The organism is Halobacterium zhouii, from assembly GCF_021249405.1.
Lineage (GTDB): Archaea > Halobacteriota > Halobacteria > Halobacteriales > Halobacteriaceae > Halobacterium > Halobacterium zhouii.
The window spans coordinates 1,008,675-1,029,594 of the sequence record NZ_CP089593.1; the positions used below are offsets into that span (position 1 = coordinate 1,008,675).

Here is a 20,920-nt window from a genome sequence, read left to right on the forward strand (position 1 = left end):
GCTCGTCACTCGGCGAGCGGTCGCTCGGTTCCGCGGACGCTGTCCACGACGACATCGCCGTCGGGTCTGGACGCCAGCCAGAACAGTTTGTACGCCGCGACCGGTTCCCCGAGTTCGATCTCCGGGGAACTCGACAGCGAGACGGTCCGCAGCGTCCAGTCGAACGCCGACCGCCGGGCCATCTCGTGGGCCTGCGTCTCGTCTATCTCGGCGGGCAACACGAGGACGTCCTCGACGGTGCGCGTCTCCGTCTCCGGACGCTGGTCGGCGCGAAGCGCCATCCGCCGAGAGCAATCGAGGCTGACGACGTACTCCGTTTCGCGGTCGCCCCCGAACCGTCGGGGGATGGAGACGGACGCCTGATAGACGAGGTAGGGGTACGCGACGGCGCCGACGCGGCCGGTGGCGTCGACGTCCTCGCGTTCGACGGCCGGTTCGACGACGTCGATGGTTTCTGTGCCGCGAACGCGTTCGTCGTCGTGTTCACGACCGTGTTCGCCAGGCGTGGCCGGATTTTCGGCGGATTCGGCTCCGGTCATTCTTCGGTCCAGTAGTCGCTGTCAGCGACCTGGGCGCGGACGTTGTCCATCTCGGTGACCGCTCGTGGTTCGGGGCGACCGCCGTCGGCGACCGGCCCGGAGGACCGCTCGTCACCGTCGCCGGTGACAGCCGAGAGGGGCTTGTGCATCACCGAGAAGTCGTCTTCGAGTTCGTCCTGGTCGGGGGGTTTCGTCGACAGCGACACCGCGACGAGCACGGCCGCCGACAGCACGAACGCCGGGAACAGGCCATAGACGGTGAGCAGTCCGGAGACGGCGGGGTGGAGTTGCTCGATGAACGCCGGGCCGAGGATGGTCGACCACTGGGTCCAGAGAACCATCGTCAGGGCGCCCGTAACCATGCTCGCGACGGCGCCCTCTGCGGTGACGCGCTTCCACCAGAGCGTCGCGATGAGCAGCGGGCCGAGTGCGGCGCCGAGGCCGCCCCACGCGTAGTCGAGGACGAGCGTGTAGATGGGCGTCTCGCGCGCGAGGTACGCGAAGCCGATGGACGCAAACCCGATGCCGAGCGTGACGTACCGGGAGTACGCGACGAGTCTCTCCTCGGAAGCCTGCTGGTTCAGGAAGCCGTGGTAGACGTCCTCCACGACGGCACTGGTCGCGACGAGCAACTGGGAGTCCGCACTCGACATCATCGCGGCGAGCGCGGCGGCGAGCACGACCCCGGCGATGACACTCGGCAGCAACTCGAGGGTCACCAGCGGCATCGCGTTGTCCGTGTTCTCGAGACCGCCGAACTGCGTGATGGCGTAGAGGCCGACGAACGCCGCGCCGATGTACGCGGCGAACATGAACAGCTGGGCGACGAGCGCGGCCTTCCGGACGTTCTTCACGCGGTCGATGCCCATGAACCGCACCATGATGTGGGGGTTCCCCGGGACGCCGAGACCGATCGCGGCGTACGAGATGATGCCGAACAGCGCCGCCCACCCGGTCGCGCCGGCGGTGATGCTCGTGAGCGCGGCGCCGCCCTGACTCGCCGCGACCTCGTCGAATGGAAGACCCCAGGTAGTGTACGCGAGAATCGGCAGCACCATGAACGCCGCGAGGATGATGGCGCCCTGGAAGTAGTCCGACCACGCCACCGCGACGTAGCCGCCGAGCATCGTGTACCCGACGACGATGACGCCGCCGGCGACGATGCCGATCCACATCTCGACGCCGGTGAGCACGCGCAATAGGGTGCCGGCGGCGACGATCTGGGCGCCGACGTAGCCGCCCTCGAAGAGGATGAGCACCACCGAGGAGACGCCCTTGACGATTCCCGTGTCGTCGCGCAGTCGGGTAGCGAAGAACGTCGGCAGCGTCACCGCGCGCACGATTTCGGAGTACTTCCGGAGGCGCTTGGCAAGGGCGGCCCACGCGAACAGGTCGGCCGGAATCATCCCCAGGCCGTTGTAGAACGCCATCACGCCGGTGCTGTACGCGTCGGCCGGGACGCCGAGCGTGAGCCACCCGCTCATCTCGGAGGCGCGCTCGGAGAACCCGGTGACGACCGGTCCGATTTCGCGCCCGCCGATGACGTAGTCCCCGACGGAGTCCATGAACTGGGTCGCCCACACGCCGATTCCGACGAGAACCAGGAGGTACGCGGCGAACGTGCCGATGACCCAGGCGCCGGCGCCGCCCGCGATGCCGTTAGCCATGGGCCTCCCCCGTCTCGTCAGTGTTCGTTTCGTCGTACTGTTCACGGAGGCGTTGCTCGCGCCGTCCTTCCCAGACGTAGTACACGATCAGCATGAGGAAGTACACGACGAACGGGACGACGAGTGCGACCCAGTCGAGCGTGTTGACTACCATCTGTGTCTCCAGCAGTGAACTACAATCAAATAACGGTGTGGAATGACCCATCCCCGGAGCGGTTCAGTGGGTCCGCGGGTAGTCCGGAGGCCGAAATCAGCGTTACGTTCATTTCCCCCTCTGTCGTAGTCACTCGCACGGAATGCGTCGGGACTACTTCGAACTGGACGTGTCGAACATCGACTGGGTCGACGAGGACGGCGATCCGAGCAAGCCGAACGTGGTCATCGAGTTCACCGGTCCGACGGTGGACCTTCGGGACAGGCTGACCGACCACGACGACAACCTGCTCGACGCCGACGACACCGACGTCACCTTCCGCCTCACGGACGACTCGGCGGAATCGAACGCCGGCGGCGTCGTCGCGGTCACCAACCGCCTCACCGGCGACTTCGTTCTGGAACTGAATCAGGACGCCGAGGACGTCCTGCAGTTCATCCAGGCGGCGCGCCGCTACGGCGAAGCAACGGACGACGGCGACGGACGCTACCGCGTGGAGTTGCGCGTCGACGGCGACGAACTCGTTGTCTACGAGAAGTCGACGTTCCTCGTGTACAGCGCGGACGGCGACCTGCTTCGTTCGCAGTCTTTGATTCCGAGCGGCGTGGAACTCTGACGGGTCGGACGGCGTGGAACTCCGGCCAGTCCGACGCTCTTTCCCACTATCGGAAACGCGGAAGCTAAGTGAACGCGTTCGCTCGCTCTCTGCATGGACCTCTTCGGCACGGCAGGGATCCGGGGTGACGCCGCCGACCTCGTGAATCCGGAGCTCGCGCTCTCGGTCGGCGCGGCGGCGGGCGCCATCGCGCGCGAAGGCGGCGACACCGAGTTCGTGGTGGCGCGCGACGGGCGCGAGACGGGGCCGGCGCTCGCCGCGGCGATGGAGGCCGGACTCGAGGCCGCGGGCGTCACCGTCTACCGCGCGGGAATGCTCCCGACGCCAGCGCTCGCGTACGCTTCTCGGGGCCGACGCGGCGTGCAGTTGACGGCGAGCCACAACCCATCTGAGGACAACGGCATCAAACTGTTCGTGGACGGCTCGGAGTACGACCGCGAGCAGGAGCGTGCTGTCGAAGCTCGTGTGGACGAAGGCGCTGACCACGCGACCTGGTCTGCGTGGGGTGACAGCGAGAACGTGGACGTGCTTGCCGACTACCGGGAGGCGGTCACCGCGTACGCGAGCGACCACGGCGCGCCCCTAGACGGACTGACGGTGGCTGTCGACTGCGGGAACGGGATGGCGGGCATCGCGACTCCTTACGTACTGCGAGAACTGGGCGCGCACGTCGTGACGCTGAACGCCAACGTCGACGGCCACTTCCCCGGACGACCGAGCAAGCCGACGCCCGAGACGGTGACCGACCTCCGCGAGTTCGTGGCTGGTGGGGACGCGGCGTTCGGCATCGCACACGACGGCGACGCTGACCGAATCGTGCTCGTGGACAGGGCCGGCGAGGTCGTCCACGAGGACACCGTGCTGGCGATACTCGCAGAGCACTACGCGCGGGAGAGCGAATCCGGGGACCCGGTTGTCGTCACGACGCCGAACGCGTCGGCGCGCATCGACGAACGCGTCCGGGAAGCCGGCGGGCGCGTGGAGCGTGTTCGGCTCGGCGCGCTCCACGAGGGAATCGCGGCGGCCCGGAAGGACGGCGGTGACGTGGTGTTCGCGGCGGAACCGTGGAAGCACATCCACACCGCGTTCGGCGGGTGGATTGACGGCGTGGCCTCGGCCGCAGTGTTGTCCCGACTCGTCGCCGACGCGGGCGGACTCGGCCCGCTGCGAGACCCCGTGACCGAGCGCCCGTACCGGAAGGTGAGCGTGTCCTGTCCGGACGACGCGAAGGCAGCGGTGATGGAACGTCTCGAACGACGTCTCCCGGAGCGGTTCCCGGACGCCGCCGTGGAGACGGAGTACGGCGTCCGCCTCGAGTTCGACGACTCGTCGTGGACGCTCGTCCGACCAAGCGGGACCGAGCCCTACGTTCGCGTGTACGCCGAGAGCGACGACGTCGACGAGCTCGTCGAGGCGGTCGCCGGCGTCGTCGAGGACGCAGTCGCGGAGAGCTGAAAGTCTCCGGCCGGACGCCCGTTCGGCTGGGCGCGACCAGGCGGTCGCGAACCGAGAGGCTGCAAGCCGGTGGTCCGGGGGACTGTGAGCCGGTGTCCGGGGGGCTGCGAGTCAGTAGTTCGAGGGATTGCGAGTTGGCAGGATGGTGGGAACTGCCGAGGGCGTTCGACCGTCAGGATGTTCGAATACCTGGATATCCGACCGCCGACAGTTCTCGGAAACGGCACGTTTATCACACTCAGGGACTGCCTTACTGGCAAGTATGGTGGACTTCGACCGGCGCGACTTCCTGAAGGCGACTGGGGGCACAGTTGGGGCGTCACTACTCGCGGGCTGTACCGGGAACAGTAGTGGCAGCGACGGCACGAAGGTCGGAATGGTGTACGCCACGGGCGGCCTCGGTGACGGGTCGTTCAACGACCAGGCCCAGCAGGGACTCATCAAGGCCAAGGAGGAACTCGGCATTGCGTACGAGGAGTCCCAGCCCGAGAACAACTCCGAGTTCGCGTCGATGCAACAGCAGTACGCCCAGAACGGGAGTTTCGACCTGGTGAACTGCATCGGCTTCGCGCAGAAGGAAGCCCTCCAGGCCAACGCCAAGGAGTTCCCCGAGCAGAAGTGGACCATCATCGACGAGTCGGTCGACCAGGACAACGTCGCGAGCTACCGCTTCCGCGAGGAGACCGGATCGTACCTCGTCGGGAAGATGGCCGGAATGCTCACGCAGCGTGACTTCAGCGCGGGCGCCGGTGCGACCACGCAGGGAACCAACACCGTCGGCTTCGTCGGCGGCATCGAATCCCCACTCATCAAGAAGTTCGAGGCTGGCTTCCAGGCCGGCGTGAAGAGCGTTGACGACAGCATCGAGATGCTGTCCTCGTACGTCGGCAGCTTCAACGATCCGGCCGCGGGCCAGTCCCAGGCACGCTCGATGTACAACTCGGGCGCCGACATCATCTACCACGCGTCCGGCGCGACCGGCGTCGGCGTCTTCCGCGCGGCACAGGACTTGGGCAAGTTCGCCATCGGCGTCGACCGCGCGCAGTCCGTCACGCAGCCGGACTTCGCGGACGTCATCCTCGCGAGCATGGTCAAGCGCGTCGACACGGCCATCTTCAACTCCATCAAGGCGGTCGTTGACGACAACTTCAAGGGCGGTACCACGACCCGCCTCGGCCTGAACGACAACGGCGTCGAGGTCGCGTACGGCGACCAGCTCGGCTCCGAAATCCCCCAGGACGTCAAGGACGCGCTCTCCCAGGCGCGAGAATCCATCATCGCGGGAGACATCAGCGTTCCCACCCAGCCCCAGTAGCACCGCTCGACGACCGAACTGATGACTTCGATTTCCCTGTCGGGAATCACCAAGCGGTTTCCCGGCGTTGTCGCGAACGATGACGTATCGATCACCGTCGAGGAGGGAACTGTCCACGCCCTGCTCGGCGAGAACGGCGCGGGAAAGACGACGCTGATGAACGTCCTGTACGGTCTCTACGAGGCCGACGAGGGGACCATCGAGGTCGACGGTCAGCCCCGGACGTTCGATTCGCCGCGGGACGCCATCAACGCCGGCATCGGGATGATCCACCAGCACTTCATGCTCGTGGACCCGATGACGGTCGCGGAGAACGTCGTGCTCGGCAACGAACCCCGGAAGTGGGGCGGGCTCAGGGTCGACCGGGACGCTGCCCGGGACGCCGTCCAGGACCTCTGTGACAGGTACGGCTTCGATGTCGACCCGGACGCCCGCGTCGAGGACGTGAGCGTGGGCGTCCAGCAGCGCGTCGAGATTCTGAAGGCGCTGTACCGCGGCGCAGACGTGCTCATCCTCGACGAGCCGACGGCGGTGCTCACGCCCCAGGAGGTCGAGGACCTCTTCGACGTGCTCTCGGAGCTCACCGCGGAGGGGAAGACGATAATCTTCATCACGCACAAACTCGGCGAAGCGCTGCACGCCGCCGACGACGTCACCGTGCTCCGAGACGGGAAGAACGTCGGGTCGCTGCCCGCTGCCGACGCGACCCGCGAGCAACTCGCGGAACTGATGGTCGGGCGGGAGGTGCTCCTCGACATCGAACCGTCGGCCGGCGACCCAAGTGAGACGGTTCTCGGCGTCTCGAACCTCACCGTCACGGACTCGGACGGCATCGACCGCGTCGAAGACGTCTCACTCGACGTGCGGGCGGGCGAAGTGTACGGCATCGCGGGCGTCGACGGGAACGGTCAGTCGGAACTCGTCGAAGCCATCACCGGCCTCCAGGTTCCCGACGAGGGCTCCGTCGAGTTCGACGGTGAGGACGTGACGGACGCGTCCCGCCGAGAACACATCGACGCCGGCATGTCCTACGTCCCCGAGGACCGCCACGAACGCGGTCTCGTGATGGACTTCGACCTCGTGGCAAACGGCATCCTCGGCAGCCAGCACGCCCCCGCGTTCGCCGACGACGGCCGCATCGACTGGCAGCGCGCACGCGACCACGCAGAGCACGTCGTGGACACCTACGACGTCCGACCGGGGGACGTGGACGCCGACTCCGTCTCCCTCTCCGGCGGCAACCAGCAGAAGTTCATCGTCGGCCGCGAGTTCGAACGCGACCCAGACCTGGTCGTCGTCACGCACCCGACGCGGGGCGTCGACATCGGGTCGACGGAGTTCATTCGTGAGCGGTTGCTCGAACTGCGCGACGACGGTACGGCGGTGCTGCTCGTCTCCTCGAAACTCGACGAGGTGACGAGTCTCTCCGACCGACTCGCAGTGATGTACGAGGGCGAATTCATGGACGAAGTGGACCCGGACGACGTGACCGAAGAGGAACTCGGACTCCTGATGGCCGGCCAGCGGCCGGAGGCCCGATGAACGACGATTCGCCGCGGGCGACGACCGAATCCCAACCCCGGTGGCGGCGGACGCTGTCGCGTCTCGTCGACGCGTCGGCGAAAGAACGCATGGTCATCAGCGTCGCGGCGCTCGTGCTCGCCGTCGCCGTCGGATTCGTCATCGTCGTGCTCGCGGGGCTCGCCGCAACGTGCGCGACGAAGGCGACCGTCCTCGGCGTGCCGACGCCGCTGTGCTACGACCCGGTCGCGGTGTACCACGAACTGTTCCTGGGCGCCATCGGCCACCCGTTGAGCGGCAACTGGACGCCGCTGCACTTCCGGATGGCGGTGACCCTCCAGAACGCCACCCTGCTGGTGTTCACCGGCCTCGCGGTCGCGGTGTCGTTCCGCGCCGGCATGTTCAACATCGGCGTGCAGGGCCAGATGGTGCTTGGCGCGCTTGCGGCAGCCCTCGCGACCATCCACCTCGGCGGCGTCGCGCCCAGCGGCGTGCTCGGCACGCTCGTGCTCGTCCCCGTCGGCGTTCTCGCTGGTGCGGTGGCGGGCGGTCTCTGGGGCGCGCTTCCCGGCGCGCTGAAGGCGTACGCCGACGCGAACGAGGTCATCACCACTATCATGCTGAACTTCGTCGCCGCGAACTTCGCGTACGTCGTCGTCTCGTCGTGGTTCACGCCGCCGGACAGTTCGCTCGTGCAGACCGCGAACATCCCGACGGCAGCGTACATCCCGACCGTCCCGTTCGCGTTCCAGCCACGGGACAGTTTCAGTCTGCTCGGTCTCCTGTTCGCCGTCGCGCTCGTGGTCGGCGTGGCGTACCTGCTCGCGCGCACCGTGTTCGGATACGACCTCCGCGCGAGCGGCGAACAACCCGAGGCCGCGGCCTACGGCGGCGTCAGCGAGAAGCAGACGATGGTCGCGAGCATGACGCTCTCGGGCGCACTCGGCGGCGTCGGTGGCGCCGTGCTCGTGATGATGGTGCAGGGCCGGTGGCTCGCGAACCTCCCGCAACTCGGGTTCGACGGCATCACCGTCTCCATCCTCGCGGGCAACAACCCGCTCGGCGTCGGATTCGCCGCGCTCCTGTTCGGCGTGCTCAAGAGTGGCTCTGCGGCCATCGGGTTCGGCACGGACGTCCCGCCGTCGCTCGTGGACGTCCTGCGTGGCCTCGTCATCCTGTTCGTGGCGATGCCGGAGTTCTTCAGGATGATCGGCGCCAGCCTCGGCGTCGGGGGTGACGTCGATGCGTAAACCCGAGCGCTCTACCATCGCGAGCGCCCTCGTCGCGTTCGCCGTCGCGGTCGTCGTACTCGGCGTGTTGTTCCCGCGCAGCGCGGCGGGCGAACTCGTGGACATCGCGTCCCGGCCCATCATGGCCGAGATCGCGCTCCGACTCGCGGTCCCCATCACGCTCGCGGCGCTCGGAGGCATCTTCGCGGAGAAGTCCGGCGTCATCAACATCGGCCTCGAGGGCCTGCTCATCATCTCCGCGTTCACCGCGGTGCTCGCCGCGTGGGCGCTCGGCGGGGACACGTCCGTCGACCTCTGGGTCGGGTTCCTCGTCGGCGTGCTGGCGAGCGTCCTGCTCGCCGGCCTGTTCGCGGTCGTCTGCATCGAGTACGAGGCCGACCAGATCATCGCGGGCCTCGCGGTGTGGCTGGTCGCGCTGGGTCTCGCACCGTTCGCGTCCACGGTCGTGTTCGGGAGCAAGAACACGGCTTCCATCAGCCGGTTCAGCGAGTGGACGGTGCCCGTTCTCCACGACCTGTTCGTGAACTCGGGGGTTGCGCCACTGGAGTACGTCGGACAGGTGTTGCTCCGCGCGAACCCCATCGTCTACCTGATGTTCGCGGCGGTCGCGGCGTCCTGGTACGTCCTCGAGTACACCGCGTTCGGGCGGTGGATCGAGGCAGCCGGGGAGAACCCGAAAGCCCTGGACACCGCGGGGGTGAGCGTCCACCACGTGCGGTACGCGGGCGTCCTCATCTCCGGCGTGCTCGCCGGCATCGGCGGCGCATCCCTCTCCGTCGGCCACGTCGGGTCGTTCGTCGGGAACGGCACGACGATGATCGACGGCAAGGGGTTCATCGCCATCGCGACGTACCTGTTCGGGAACTACAACCCGCTCGGGACGTTCGCCGCAGCGATGCTGTTCTCCGGTCTGGACTCCCTCCAGATCGGCATCCAGCAGTTCACGCCGTACGACATCCCGTCCCAGCTCATCCAGAGCATCCCGTACGTGACGGTCGTGCTCGTACTCGTGCTCGTCGGCCGGACTCGCACGCCGGACTCGGCGGGCGAGCATTACGACACCGGCGAGGACAGCTAGCTGGCCGCAGTGTGTCGTCCGCGGCCGCGGACGGCGACTTTTTCACGCGCGTCCACGAACCAACGTGCATGGACGACGCTGACTCCTCGAGTGGCAATCCCGCAGACGGCGGTTCGACTAGCGACGTGGCGGCCGACGGGCCGACGAACGACGAACTGCTGGACGCTGCTCGCGGCGCTCTCGCGGACGCCTACGTGCCGTACTCCGAGTACACGGTCGGCGCGGCGCTGGTCACCGCCGACGGCGACGTGTACACCGGGTGTAACATCGAGAACGCGAACTACTCGAACAGCCTCCACGCCGAGGAGGTCGCGCTCTCCCGGGCGGTCGCCGAGGGCCACACGGAGTTCTCGAAACTCGTCGTCGCGTCCGGCGAACGCGACGGCGTCACGCCCTGTGGGATGTGCCGGCAGACGCTCGCTGAGTTCTGCACCGAGACGTTCCCGGTGCTCTGTGACGAGGACGGCGACCTCGTGGAGTACACGCTCGGGGAACTGCTCCCGAACACCATCACGCGGGAGATGGTCGAGCGCTGAACCCGTTCGCTGGTGGACGCTGCGCGGAGTCGCCCGCGGGCAATGCGGAGGCATTTAGCCCCCGGCGGAGAATTCCAGGGTATGCCCGGTAACAGCGAGGACCCGAACGACGAGGTCCAGTACCACATCGAAGTCGGGGAGGGCGACGTGGCGAACGCCGTCTTGCTCCCCGGGAACCCCGAGCGCATCGAGAAGGTGACGCCTGTCTGGGACGACCACGAGGAGAAGGCGTACCACCGCGAGTACCGCACCGTCACCGGCGAGTACGATGGAACCCCCATCTCGGTCACGTCGACCGGCATCGGGTCGCCGTCGGCCGCCATCGCCGTGGAGGAACTCGCGCGCGTCGGCGCTGACACCTTCATCCGCGTAGGTTCGTGTGGCGCGCTCCAGGCCAACATGGAACCGGGGGACCTCGTCATCACGTCCGGCGCCGTCCGTCAGGAGGGAACGAGCGACGAGTACGTCCGCGAGGACTACCCTGCGGTCGCGGACCACGAGGTCGTCTCCGCGCTCGTCGCCGCCGCCGAACGCCTCGGTCACGACTACCACGTCGGCCTCACGATGAGTTCGGACAGCTTCTACGCGGGGCAGGGTCGCCCCGGCTTCGATGGGTTCGAGGCGCGCGATGCGGAGGGGATGCTCGACGAACTCCGGGACACGAACGTGAAGAACATCGAGATGGAGGCCGCCGCCATCCTGACGCTCGCGAACATCTACGGCCTGCGCGCGGGCGCCGTCTGCTCGGTGTTCGCGAACCGCGAGACCGGGGAGTTCCTCACCGAGGGCGAGAACCGCGCCGTCGAGACGGCGAGCCTCGCGGTGAAACTGCTCGCGAAGATGGACGAAAAGAAGCGCGAAGCGGGCGTGGATCGGTGGCACGCGGGGCTGAGCCTGGAGTAATTTACGCGAACGCTTCGCGTTCGCGAGTTTTTTGGTGCAGATTTTTGCGCTGAGTGGTGTGCGCAGCACACCCGAACCGGAAAAAGGTGCATGCCGACGAAAAGAAGCGCGAAGCGGGCGTGGATCGGTGGCACGCGGGGTTGAGCCTGGACTGAGATTCGGCATCGCGTTTGGGCGACTCACTCCGTCGCGTCGTCCAGTATCTGCTCCACGAACGCGCTTTTCTTGGCGGTGTACGCCGCCCTATCGTCGCCGTGTTCGGCTGCCAACTCCCGTTTGAGTCCGGCGTACTCTTCGGCGACGTTCGGATGCTCGCGGAGGTGGTCGCGGAACGCGACCTGCTCCCGGTAGCAGTCGCTGTCACGTTCCACGAGCGAGAGGTAGTGCGTGCGATTCTCGGGCGGTCCTTTCGCGAGGAACACGCGGTCGGGGACGTCGTCGTTCGGTCGGTGTTCGTAGCCGTTCGACTCGAGCACGTCGACGAGAGTGTCGGTCTCGTCGGGGTCGTCGACGACCGCTAGCAGGTCGACAACTGGTTTCGCGGGCAGTCCTTCGACCGCAGTACTACCGACGTGTTCGAACGAGCGGACGCGGCCACCAACGATGGTGCGAAGACACTCGACTTCTGTTTCGTACGCCTCACGCCACGCCGGGTCGTAGGGCTCGAGTTCGACCGTGCCGCGCTCGAGTCCGACCATCGTCTACTGGCCTCGGGGACCGGCATCGTCAGAGAGGAAGATGCTGTCCTCCCCGGAGTAGAAGGTGTCGAGTGCGCGAAGCGCGCCGATGTACGCGCCGATCGCGATGAACGTGATTCCGACGAGGGTCATAACGGCGATACCGACTAGTTCGGCGACCATACCGGTACACTGGCGCACTCGCTATTCAAATCTGTTATCGCGAGACCGAGTCGGGAGCCCAGTCGGCCTACAGCGCGTCCCAGGACTGCAACGCCGTCGGCCACGACGTGATCTTTGCGATCCAGCGCGCCGCCGCGCCCTTCTTCAGCACCTTCGCGGGCGTGCCGTTGAACGTGCGAACCGGCGAGGAGAACCCGTTCATCTGGACTTCGTGGGCGAGCGCGGTCTCGCCGACGGAGATGAGCGTTCCCTGGTCCTCGTACGTCCACGTCTTCAGCCGGCGGCCCTCGATCGCTCGCGCGATGTTCTCCGCGGCGACGTCGGCGGCCTGCCACGCTGCCTGTGCGGTCGGCGGCGCGACCTCGTCGTCGGCCTGCTCGACCATCGCGCAGTCACCGACAGCGAACACGCGGTCGTCCGCCGTCTGGAGGTTCGACTCCGCGTTCAGGCGGTTGTGCTCTTTGTCCACGTCGACCTCGCCGAGTTCGCTCGGCCCGGTGACGCCGCCCGTCCACAGGAACACGTCGTAGTCGAGCACGTCGCGCTCGTCGAACTCGATGCTGTCTTCGTTCGCGGCCGTGATGGGGTCGTCAGTCAGAATCTCGATGTCGCGGTCTTCGAGACGGTGACGGAGCGCGCCCTGGATCTCGCTGTCGCCCGGCGGGAAGATCTCCGGCAGCGCCTCTACCAGGTAGATGTCGATGGGCGCGTTGTGGCGGTCGCGGAACTCGGCGATCTCGCCCGTGCTCTGGATGCCCGACAGGCCGGCGCCGCCCACGACGACCGTCGCGGGGTCCTCGCGGGTCGCCTCGCGCGCGGCCTCCTTGACCTTGTCGTGGATCTCTCGGGCGTCCTCGAGGCTCTTCAGCGTGAGCGGGTGCTCGCCCATCCCGTCGATGCCGTAGGTGGCGGTGTCCGACCCGATGCCGACGAGCGCGTAGTCGTACTCGACGTCCTCGCCGTCTGCGAGTTCGACGACGCGTTCTTCGACGTCGACGTTCTCGACACTGCCCTGAACGAACGTCGTGCTCGGGGACTTGATGTCCTCTGTGGGCACCGTAATCTTCTCAGCCACGCCGGGGTCTCGAATGACGCGGTGAGCCTCGTGGAGGACGAGGTGGTAGTCAGTGTCCGAAATCCAGGTGAGCTCGGCGTCGGCGCCGAGTTCGGATTCGAGTTTTGGTATCGCGCCGGCGCCCGCGTAGCCAGCACCGAGAACGACGACTCTCGTAGTCATATCTACGGGTGGGCATTCCGGTGATACAAAGCCTTTGAAACGACCCCGCCAGAATCAGGGTTCCTGTCCGATCGCCGTCAACATCGCCGCCGGTCAGTGCGCCGGTTCCTCGGCGGGGGCCTCCATCGAGACGATCTTCAAGATCAGGACGTTGCTGGTGTCGTCCTTCCCGTCGAGCGTGCCCTCGATGACGAGCTTCGACAGCGGTGTCGGGCCGACGGTCACCCGGTCGCCCTCGTGGAAGTCCTTGATCGATCCCCGGAGGTGGATCTCGGCGCGGCAGAGGTCGGGGTGGTGGACGCTCGTGAGGTCTATCTCCTGGACGTTCACGTCCGCGACCTCCTCGCCCTCGTGGAGAATCGGAATCTCGGCGGCGCTGTCGAGTTGCTGTATCTCGAGGGCTTCGAAGGCGTTCGTCGTGGGCTTGTACCCGCCCTTCGGTCCCGGCACACCCTCGACCAACTGGAGTGCTTTCAGGCTCTGCATCTGATTCCTGATGGTTCCCGCGTTCCGGTCTACCTCCTCGGCGATGTCCTCCCCCTTGACTGCCTGCTCTTGCTGCGTATACAGATCTACCAGTGAGCGCAGGATAGTCTTCTGGCTGGAGGTCAATTCAATCGATGACATGCATGTTTGTTCGCAACTGAATTTCTTAAATCCCCCGATGGGTACGGTGTTTGCGGGTTCACTTCCCAGGAGGTCCGGAAGCGGTAGGCTTTACCGGGAGAGCGTCAACCACCGGGTATGAACGGCAACCGTGTGCTCGTCACGGGCGGGGCTGGATTCATCGGATCGAACCTGTCGAACCATCTCGCCGCGGAGAACGACGTCGTCGCCCTCGACAACGGCTACCTCGGCACCGCCGAGAACCTCTCGGACGATGTGGAGTTCGTCGAGGCTGACGTGCTCGACGACGACCTGCCGACAGACGTCGACGTCGTCTTCCATCTCGCCGCGCTCTCTTCTCGGCAGATGCTCGAGGAGAACCCTCGGGAGGGTGCTCGCGTCAACATCGAGGGGTTCGTGAACGTCGTCGAGCAGGCCCGCGACGACGGCTGTGACACCTTCGTCTACGCCTCCACGTCCTCCATCTACGGCAGCCAGCGCGACCCGTGCTCGGAGGACATGGCCGTCGAGGCGTCCACGGGCTACGACGCCTCGATGCTCGGCCGCGAACGCTACGCCGAGTACTTCGCTGACTTCCACGACCTCACGCTCGCCGGCATGCGCTTTTTCTCCGTCTATCAGGGGTACGGCGGCAACGAGGAACACAAGGGCGAGTTCGCGAACACGCTCTCGCAGTTCACCGACGAGATCGCGAGTGGTGAAGCCCCCGTACTCTGGGGCGATGGTTCCCAGACCCGGGACTTCACGCACGTCTCGGACATCGTGCGCGGCCTCGAACTCGCCGCCGAACACGAACTCGACGGCGTCTACAACCTCGGCACCGGCGACACGTACTCGTTCAACGAGATGGTCGAGTTGATCAACGACGCCCTCGGGACGGACGTCGAACCCGAGTACGAACCCGTTCCTCTCGACAACTACGTCTTCCACACCTGTGCCGACCCCTCGAAGATGCACGAGGCGACCGGCTGGGAGCCGACCGTCGACTTCGAGGACGGCGTCGAACAGGTCGTCGCGCCGTACCGAGAGGAGTAGCGGCTGAAGTCGCTTACGTCGTGTTTCTCTCCGTCAGGCTCAGTAGATGCTGCGAAGCGACGGCAGGCCGGGGCTGCGTGGTTCGGGAGGGCGTCAGAGGTAGTAGTGGTGCCAGTCCACCAGCCAAGCGAGCACTACTGTCGACGCAGCAAGCGCCACCCCGACCAGGAGGCTGAGACCCATCACTGCCCCGGCGAGCGGGACCAGTTTCCGGGGTAAGAAGAGGTGCAGCCAGACTCCGGCCGAGACCAACATCCCGAACGGGATCAGTAACACCACCCACTCCGTGATGCGAAGCCGCTTCAGTTCGGCGTACGCTCCGCCCCTGGGATTCCTCGCCAGAAAGAGCCATACGAACCGCGCAAACACGTACTGCGCGAGGTTTGTGAACTCTCTTCGTTTGGAGGGCATACACTCGGTATGCGTCAACTATTACCATAAAACTTGATGGTAACCACGGCGACTTCCGGGCCTACTAAGGGCTGCTCGCCCTACCAACGTCCATGACCAGACCAGTCCAGATCATCGGCGCGCCGATGGACTACGGCGCCGACCGACGCGGCGTCGACATGGGACCCTCAGCCATCCGCTACGCCGACCTTGCCCAAAAACTCCGCTCAGCCGGCGTCGATCCGTCCGACTCCGGCGACCTGCTCGTCCCGCGCGCAGAAGAACGCGACCCCGGCGACGAAGCCGCCAAGTTCCTCCCCGAGATCGAGGACGTCTGTAGTCGCCTTGCGGACGAAGTCGCTGGCGCCATCGCCGAGGATAACCTCCCGCTAGTCCTCGGTGGCGACCACGCGGTCGCCATCGGCTCCATCGCCGGCAGCGCGCGCGACGCCGACGTCGGCGTCGTCTGGTTCGACGCCCACGGCGACTTCAACACCCCCGAATCCAGCCCCAGCGGGAACGTCCACGGCATGCCACTCGCCGCCGCGCTCGGCCAGGGCGACTTCGCGGAGATGCCGTGGGCGAACGCCCCCGGCCTCAGCGAGGAGAACGTCGCGCTCGTCGGCCTCCGGAAACTCGACGACCACGAACGACGCGCCATCCGCGACAGCGACATGACCGCGTTCCCCATGAGCGAGATCGACGAACGCGGCATCACCGCCGTCACCGAGGACGCCCTCGACGTCGCCAGCGCCGGCACCGACGGCGTCCACGTCTCATTCGACGTCGACTGGCTCGACCCCGACGAAGCCCCCGGCGTCGGCACCCCAGTCCGCGGCGGCGCCACCTACCGCGAAGCCCACGCCGCCCTCGAAGCCGTCGCCGAACGCCACCGCAGCGACGGCGTCCTCCGTTCGATGGAACTCGTCGAAGTCAACCCCATCCTCGACGACACCAACCGCACCGCCGACATCGCCGCCGAACTCGCGGCGAGCGCCATGGGGAAACGGATCCTGTAAACGCACGTTTTGCTGCGAGCGCGCCTCCGGCGCGCTCTGGCAAAACCTGCACTAAAAGCACTCCTCCCTCGCTTCGTTTCACTCCGCTCGGTCGTCGGCCCGCGCCTACGGCGCGGTGAACGGCGTCGCTCGGGTTCTTCGAACCGCTCGCTCGCCGACGCTGGGAGCCGCCAGAAAATTGGTTGGGTGACGTAGCGCTACTCGTCGTCTTCCGCTTCGTCGTCTTCGTTCTCCTTGGGCGTGAACACGCTGACAGCGGCGAGTTCGTCGCCCTCCTCTACGCCCATCACCTTCACGCCCTTCGTGTTCCGACCGACCGAGGACACCTCGTCGACGGGCATGCGGATGATCTGGCCGGACTCGCTCATCGCGACGACGTGGTCGCCGGACTCGACGGTGTCCAGGGAGACGACGTCGCCATTTCGGTCGCCGGTCTTGATGTCCACGAGGCCCTTGCCGTTCCGTGACTGCGGTCGGTACTCGGAGAGTGGCGTGCGTTTCCCGTAGCCGTACTCGGTCACCGTCAGGAGCGAGCGGTCGTCGTCCGGGCGGGCGGGCGCGATGCCGGCGACGCGGTCCTCGCCCTCCAGGTCCATGCCGCGGACGCCGCGCGCGTTGCGGCCCATCGGGCGCACGTCGTTCTCGTCGAAGCGGATGGCCATCCCGTTCTCGCTGCCGAGCACGACGTCGCTCTCGCCGTCCGTCACCACGACGTCTGCGAGTTCGTCACCGTCCTCCAGCGAGATGGCGATGATACCCGTCGAGAGGATGTTCGAGAACTCGGTGACGTCCGTGCGCTTCACGTAGCCGTCCCGGGTCGCCATCGTCAGGAACTCGTCCTCCTCGGCGGAGTCACTGTCGGGGTCCGCGGCATCGTCGTCGGCGATGCCGTCGATGTCGAGGTCGTCGGCGGTGACGACGGCGGATATCTCCTCGTCGTCGTCGAGGTTGAGGATGTTCACGGCGGACGTTCCGCGAGCAGTCCGGGACATCTCCGGCACCTGGTAGACCTTCAGGCGGTAGACGCGGCCCTGATTCGTGAAGCAGAGCAGGTAGTCGTGGGTGCTCGCGGTGAACACCGTCGACACCCTGTCCTCGTCCTTGAGGTCGGTGCCGATGATGCCCTTCCCGCCGCGGTGCTGGGGTTTGAACGTCTCGGCGGGCACGCGCTTGATGTAGTCGCCCTCGGAGAGCACGACCACGACGTCCTCCTCGGGGATGAGGTCCTCGTCGGTGACGTTGCCCGTGTCCTCGACGAACGATGTGCGGCGCTCGTCCGCGTACTCGTCCTTAACTTCGCGGAGTTCGTCCTTGATGACGCTCATCAGTTCGTCCTCGCTGGCGAGGATCTCCTCCAGGCGCTCGATGGTCGCGGTGACGTCCTCGTACTCCTCTTCGATCTCCGCGGACTCCATGGAGGTGAGGCTGCCGAGTTGCATCCGGACGATGTGCTCGGCCTGCTCCTGGGTGAAGTCGAACGTCTCACGGAGCGCCGCCTTCGCGGCGTCTCGGTCCTCGGAGTTCTGGATAGTGTCGACGACCTCGTCGACGTGGTCGAGGGCCTTCAGGCGGCCTTCGAGGATGTGCGCGCGGTCCTCGGCCTCCGCGAGGTCGTGCTCGGAGCGCCGCCGCACCACTTCGCGGCGGTGAGAGACGTACTCCTCGAGGGTCTCCTTCAGCGTCAGCACCTTCGGCTGGCCGTCCACGAGCGCGAGGTTGATGACGCTGAACGTGCGCTCGAGGCGGGATTCGAGGAGCTGGTTCTCCACGACGTCCGTGTTCGCGCCGCGCTTCAACTCGACGACGACGCGCACGCCGTTTCGGTCGGATTCGTCGCGGAGGTCGGTGATGCCCTCCAGTTTTCCGTCCCGGACGTCGTCCGCGATGCGCTCGACGAGTCGGGACTTGTTCTGCTGGTAGGGGAGTTCCGTGATGACGATGCTGTCACCGTTCGACCCCTCCTCGATGTGGTACTCCGCGCGAACGCGGAGTCGCCCGCGACCGGTCTGGTAGGCCTCTTTGACGTCCGAGCGCCCGACGATGTTCGCGGCCGTCGGGAAGTCCGGCCCCTTCACGTGTTCCATCAGGTCGACGACCGTACACTCGGGGTTGTCGATGAGTTCGATGGTCGCGTCGATGACCTCGCCGAGGTTGTGCGGCGGGATGTTCGTCGACATCCCGACGGCGATGCCAGAGGATCCGTTGACGAGGAGGTTCGGGAACGCCGACGGCAGCACGGTCGGCTCCATCAGACGGTCGTCGTAGTTCGACTGGTAGTCGACCGTGTCCTTCTCGATGTCCGTCAGCAGTTCCTCCGAGATGGGCGACATGCGGGCCTCCGTGTACCGCATCGCCGCCGCCGGGTCACCGTCGACGCTGCCGAAGTTCCCCTGCCCGTCGACGAGCGGATAGCGCATCGAGAAGTCCTGGGCCATCCGCACGAGCGCGTCGTAGATGGGGGAGTCGCCGTGCGGGTGGTAGTCACCCATCGTGTCCCCGACGATGTTCGAGGACTTCCGGTGGCTCGACCCGCTCGTGATGTTTGCCTCGTGCATCGCGTAGAGGATGCGGCGGTGAACCGGCTTGAGGCCGTCCCGCACGTCGGGCAGCGCGCGACCCGCGATGACGCTCATCGCGTAGTCGATGTACGACTGCTCCATCTCCTCGTCGACGCGCACGTTCTTCACACGGTCTGCGACGTCGTCTGGTACGTCTGGTGATTCCGAACTCATGTTAGATGTCCACCCACTCTGCGTCCTGGGCGTGGTCCTGGATGAATCGCTTGCGCGGTTCGACGGCGTCCCCCATCAGCACGGAGAACATCTTGTCCGCCGCGGCGGCGTCCTCCACGGTGATGCGCTTGAGGATGCGGTTCTCGGGGTCCATCGTGGTGTCCCAGAGCTGCTGGGGGTTCATCTCCCCGAGACCCTTGAATCGCTGGACCTGCGTCGGGTTGCCGTTGCACTTCTCCTCGATGATCTCCTCGCGTTCTTCCTCGGTCATCGCGTCGTACGTCTCGCCGCGGTACCGGATGCGGTAGAGCGGCGGTTGCGCGGCGTACACGTACCCCGCTTCGATGAGCGGCTTCATGTGCCGGTAGAGGAACGTGAGCAGGAGGGTACGGATGTGCGCGCCGTCGACGTCGGCGTCCGTCATCATCACGATCTTCTTGTAGCGGAGGTCCTCGATGTCGAACTCGTCGCCGACGCCCGTGCCGAGTGCAGTGATGATGTGTCGAATCTCGTCGTGTTCGAGAATCCGGTCGAGCCGGTGTTTCTCGACGTTCAGGATCTTCCCGCCGAGGGGCAGGATGGCCTGGAACTCGGGGTTCCGGCCCTGCTTGGCGGACCCGCCCGCGGAGTCGCCCTCCACGATGAACAACTCCGAATCGTCGGGATCCTTGGACTGGCAGTCCGCGAGTTTTCCGGGAAGACTCGTCGATGAGAGCGCGCTCTTCCGGCGCGTCAACTCCTCAGCCTTCTTGGCGGCCTTCCGGGCCTTCGCGGCCTCGACAGCCTTCCGAATGACTGCTCGTGCGGTGTCAGGGTTCTCCTCGAAGTAGGTCCCCAGACCCTCGTGGACCGTCGACTCGACGATGCCTCGGACCTCGCTGTTGCCGAGTTTCGTCTTCGTCTGCCCCTCGAACTGGGGGTCGGGGTGTTTGATGGAGATGACCGCGGTGAGACCCTCCCGGATGTCCTCGCCTGTGAGGTTCTCGCCGTCGAGTTCCGAGAGCATGTCGCGGTCGTTCGCGTAGTCGTTGACGATGCGCGTGAGCGCAGTTTTGAACCCGGTGAGGTGGGTGCCGCCCTCGCGGGTGTTGATGTTGTTGGCGAACGCGTGGGTCGAGGACTGCAGGTCGTCGGAAGCCTGCATCGCGATTTCGACGTGGATGTCGTCTTCCTCGTCCTCGAAATAGATGATGTCGTCGTGGAGCGCCTGTCGCGTCTCGTTGAGGTACTCGACGAACTCCCGAATGCCGCCCTCGTACATGAACGAGGCAATCCGGTCCTCGTCGCCCTCGCCGCGCTCGTCGCGGAGCGTGATCTCGACGCCGGAGTTCAGGAACGCGAGTTCCCGGAGACGGGTCTCGAGCGTGGAGAAGTCGAACTCCAGAGTCTCGAAGATGTCGCTGTCCGGGCTGAATCGAATCGTCGTCCCGGATCCCTCGCTGTCGCCGATGCGGTCGAGGTCGGTGACGGGTTCGCCGCCCTCGAACTTCTCGCGGTACTCTCCGCCGTCGCGGTCGACGACGACCTCAAGGTTCTCGGAGAGGGCGTTCACCACGGAGACCCCGACGCCGTGGAGGCCGCCGGACACCTGGTAGGACTTGTTGTCGAACTTTCCGCCCGCGTGGAGGACGGTGAGGATGACTTCGACCGCCGGGCGGTCGTACTCCTCGTGGGTGTCGATGGGGATTCCTCGGCCGTCGTCGGAGACGCTGACGGACCCGTCTTCGTGGAGGGTCACCTCGATGTGGTCGCAGTAGCCGGCCAGTGCCTCGTCGATGGAGTTGTCGACGACCTCGTAGACCAGATGGTGGAGGCCTCGAGAGTCAGTAGAGCCGATGTACATCGCGGGCCGTTTCCGCACCGCCTCCAGGCCCTCGAGGACCTGGATCTGGCCTGCGCTGTACTCGCTTTGCTCGGACATAATGGGTTGCTACGTAGTAGACGACCGGGCCGTAAAAAAGGCTCGCACGCGCGCACGCGTGTGTC

At 66.2% G+C, this 20,920-nt stretch carries 20 protein-coding genes; 10 read left to right on the plus strand and 10 right to left on the minus strand.

Going from position 1 to position 20,920, the window contains the following annotated elements; genetic code table 11:
* Window positions 1–5: 5 nt before the first annotated feature.
* The 3 genes from LT970_RS05195 to LT970_RS05205 are packed head-to-tail and all read right to left on the minus strand — an operon-like array spanning window position 6 to window position 2,360.
* A complete protein-coding gene (locus LT970_RS05195; RefSeq protein WP_232688402.1) occupies window positions 6–539 on the minus strand; it encodes a hypothetical protein in 534 nt (177 codons plus the stop codon).
* A complete protein-coding gene (locus LT970_RS05200; protein WP_232688403.1) occupies window positions 536–2,206 on the minus strand; it encodes a sodium/proline symporter in 1,671 nt (556 codons plus the stop codon). The genes LT970_RS05195 and LT970_RS05200 overlap by 4 nt, the downstream gene beginning before the upstream one ends.
* Entirely contained in the window at window positions 2,199–2,360 is a 162-nt protein-coding gene (locus LT970_RS05205; protein ID WP_232688404.1) for a hypothetical protein, read from the minus strand. Before LT970_RS05205 ends, LT970_RS05200 begins: the two co-directional genes overlap by 8 nt.
* Window positions 2,361–2,502: 142 nt before the next feature.
* On the opposite strand from LT970_RS05205, the gene LT970_RS05210 reads away from it, so the two are divergent.
* The 8 genes from LT970_RS05210 (at window position 2,503) to LT970_RS05245 (ending at window position 11,034) form a co-directional block, all read left to right on the plus strand.
* On the plus strand, window positions 2,503–2,976 hold the full coding sequence (locus LT970_RS05210) for a DUF5793 family protein (protein ID WP_232688405.1): 474 nt from the start codon (window positions 2,503–2,505) through the stop codon (window positions 2,974–2,976).
* A gap of 93 nt (window positions 2,977–3,069) precedes the next feature.
* Window positions 3,070–4,431 carry a phosphopentomutase/phosphoglucosamine mutase gene (locus tag LT970_RS05215; protein ID WP_232688406.1) on the plus strand — a complete coding sequence of 454 codons (1,362 nt, stop codon included), beginning with the start codon at window positions 3,070–3,072 and terminating at the stop codon, window positions 4,429–4,431.
* A 262-nt stretch (window positions 4,432–4,693) separates the two neighbouring features.
* On the plus strand, window positions 4,694–5,746 hold the full coding sequence (locus LT970_RS05220; RefSeq protein ID WP_232688407.1) for a BMP family lipoprotein: 1,053 nt from the start codon (window positions 4,694–4,696) through the stop codon (window positions 5,744–5,746).
* Between the two features lie 21 nt (window positions 5,747–5,767).
* On the plus strand, window positions 5,768–7,288 hold the full coding sequence (locus LT970_RS05225; RefSeq protein ID WP_232688408.1) for an ABC transporter ATP-binding protein: 1,521 nt from the start codon (window positions 5,768–5,770) through the stop codon (window positions 7,286–7,288).
* The gene (locus LT970_RS05230) at window positions 7,285–8,517 is read left to right on the plus strand and encodes an ABC transporter permease (RefSeq protein ID WP_232688409.1); all 1,233 of its coding nucleotides are present in this window, start codon (window positions 7,285–7,287) and stop codon (window positions 8,515–8,517) included. The genes LT970_RS05225 and LT970_RS05230 overlap by 4 nt, the downstream gene beginning before the upstream one ends.
* Window positions 8,510–9,595 carry an ABC transporter permease gene (locus LT970_RS05235; RefSeq protein ID WP_232688410.1) on the plus strand — a complete coding sequence of 362 codons (1,086 nt, stop codon included), beginning with the start codon at window positions 8,510–8,512 and terminating at the stop codon, window positions 9,593–9,595. Before LT970_RS05230 ends, LT970_RS05235 begins: the two co-directional genes overlap by 8 nt.
* Window positions 9,596–9,663: 68 nt before the next feature.
* A complete protein-coding gene (gene cdd, locus LT970_RS05240) occupies window positions 9,664–10,131 on the plus strand; it encodes a cytidine deaminase (RefSeq protein WP_232688411.1) in 468 nt (155 codons plus the stop codon).
* An 81-nt stretch (window positions 10,132–10,212) separates the two neighbouring features.
* Complete coding sequence (locus LT970_RS05245; protein ID WP_232688412.1) at window positions 10,213–11,034, plus strand: nucleoside phosphorylase; 822 nt, start codon at window positions 10,213–10,215, stop codon at window positions 11,032–11,034.
* A gap of 179 nt (window positions 11,035–11,213) precedes the next feature.
* Here the strand turns inward: LT970_RS05245 and LT970_RS05250 are convergent, their stop codons facing one another.
* The 4 genes from LT970_RS05250 to LT970_RS05265 all read right to left on the minus strand — a co-directional run bounded on the left by LT970_RS05250 (window position 11,214) and on the right by LT970_RS05265 (window position 13,758).
* Window positions 11,214–11,732 (minus strand): GrpB family protein, encoded by a 519-nt coding sequence (locus LT970_RS05250; protein WP_232688413.1) that lies wholly within the window; start codon window positions 11,730–11,732, stop codon window positions 11,214–11,216.
* 3 nt (window positions 11,733–11,735) lie between these two features.
* Window positions 11,736–11,894: a hypothetical protein gene (locus tag LT970_RS05255; protein ID WP_232688414.1), complete on the minus strand. Its 159-nt coding sequence runs from the start codon at window positions 11,892–11,894 to the stop codon at window positions 11,736–11,738.
* A gap of 67 nt (window positions 11,895–11,961) precedes the next feature.
* Window positions 11,962–13,131: an NAD(P)/FAD-dependent oxidoreductase gene (locus tag LT970_RS05260; protein ID WP_232688415.1), complete on the minus strand. Its 1,170-nt coding sequence runs from the start codon at window positions 13,129–13,131 to the stop codon at window positions 11,962–11,964.
* Between the two features lie 93 nt (window positions 13,132–13,224).
* Entirely contained in the window at window positions 13,225–13,758 is a 534-nt protein-coding gene (locus LT970_RS05265) for an Rrf2 family transcriptional regulator (RefSeq protein WP_232688416.1), read from the minus strand.
* Window positions 13,759–13,875: 117 nt separating this feature from the next.
* Here LT970_RS05265 and LT970_RS05270 point away from each other — a divergent pair, with 117 nt between their 5' ends.
* Complete coding sequence (locus LT970_RS05270; RefSeq protein WP_232688417.1) at window positions 13,876–14,793, plus strand: NAD-dependent epimerase/dehydratase family protein; 918 nt, start codon at window positions 13,876–13,878, stop codon at window positions 14,791–14,793.
* A gap of 93 nt (window positions 14,794–14,886) precedes the next feature.
* On the opposite strand, the gene LT970_RS05275 is transcribed toward LT970_RS05270, so the two are convergent.
* Window positions 14,887–15,204 (minus strand): hypothetical protein, encoded by a 318-nt coding sequence (locus tag LT970_RS05275; protein ID WP_232688418.1) that lies wholly within the window; start codon window positions 15,202–15,204, stop codon window positions 14,887–14,889.
* A gap of 92 nt (window positions 15,205–15,296) precedes the next feature.
* Here LT970_RS05275 and rocF point away from each other — a divergent pair, with 92 nt between their 5' ends.
* Window positions 15,297–16,202, plus strand: a complete 906-nt coding sequence (rocF, locus tag LT970_RS05280; RefSeq protein WP_232688419.1) for an arginase — start codon at window positions 15,297–15,299, stop codon at window positions 16,200–16,202.
* Window positions 16,203–16,399: 197 nt separating this feature from the next.
* Here rocF and gyrA read toward each other — a convergent pair whose 3' ends face one another.
* Both gyrA and gyrB read right to left on the minus strand, forming a co-directional pair.
* Entirely contained in the window at window positions 16,400–18,934 is a 2,535-nt protein-coding gene (gyrA, locus tag LT970_RS05285) for a DNA gyrase subunit A (protein WP_232688420.1), read from the minus strand.
* Window position 18,935: 1 nt separating this feature from the next.
* Window positions 18,936–20,855, minus strand: coding sequence for a DNA topoisomerase (ATP-hydrolyzing) subunit B (gene gyrB, locus LT970_RS05290; protein WP_232688421.1), 1,920 nt, complete (start codon window positions 20,853–20,855; stop codon window positions 18,936–18,938).
* Between the last annotated feature and the right edge of the window lie 65 nt (window positions 20,856–20,920).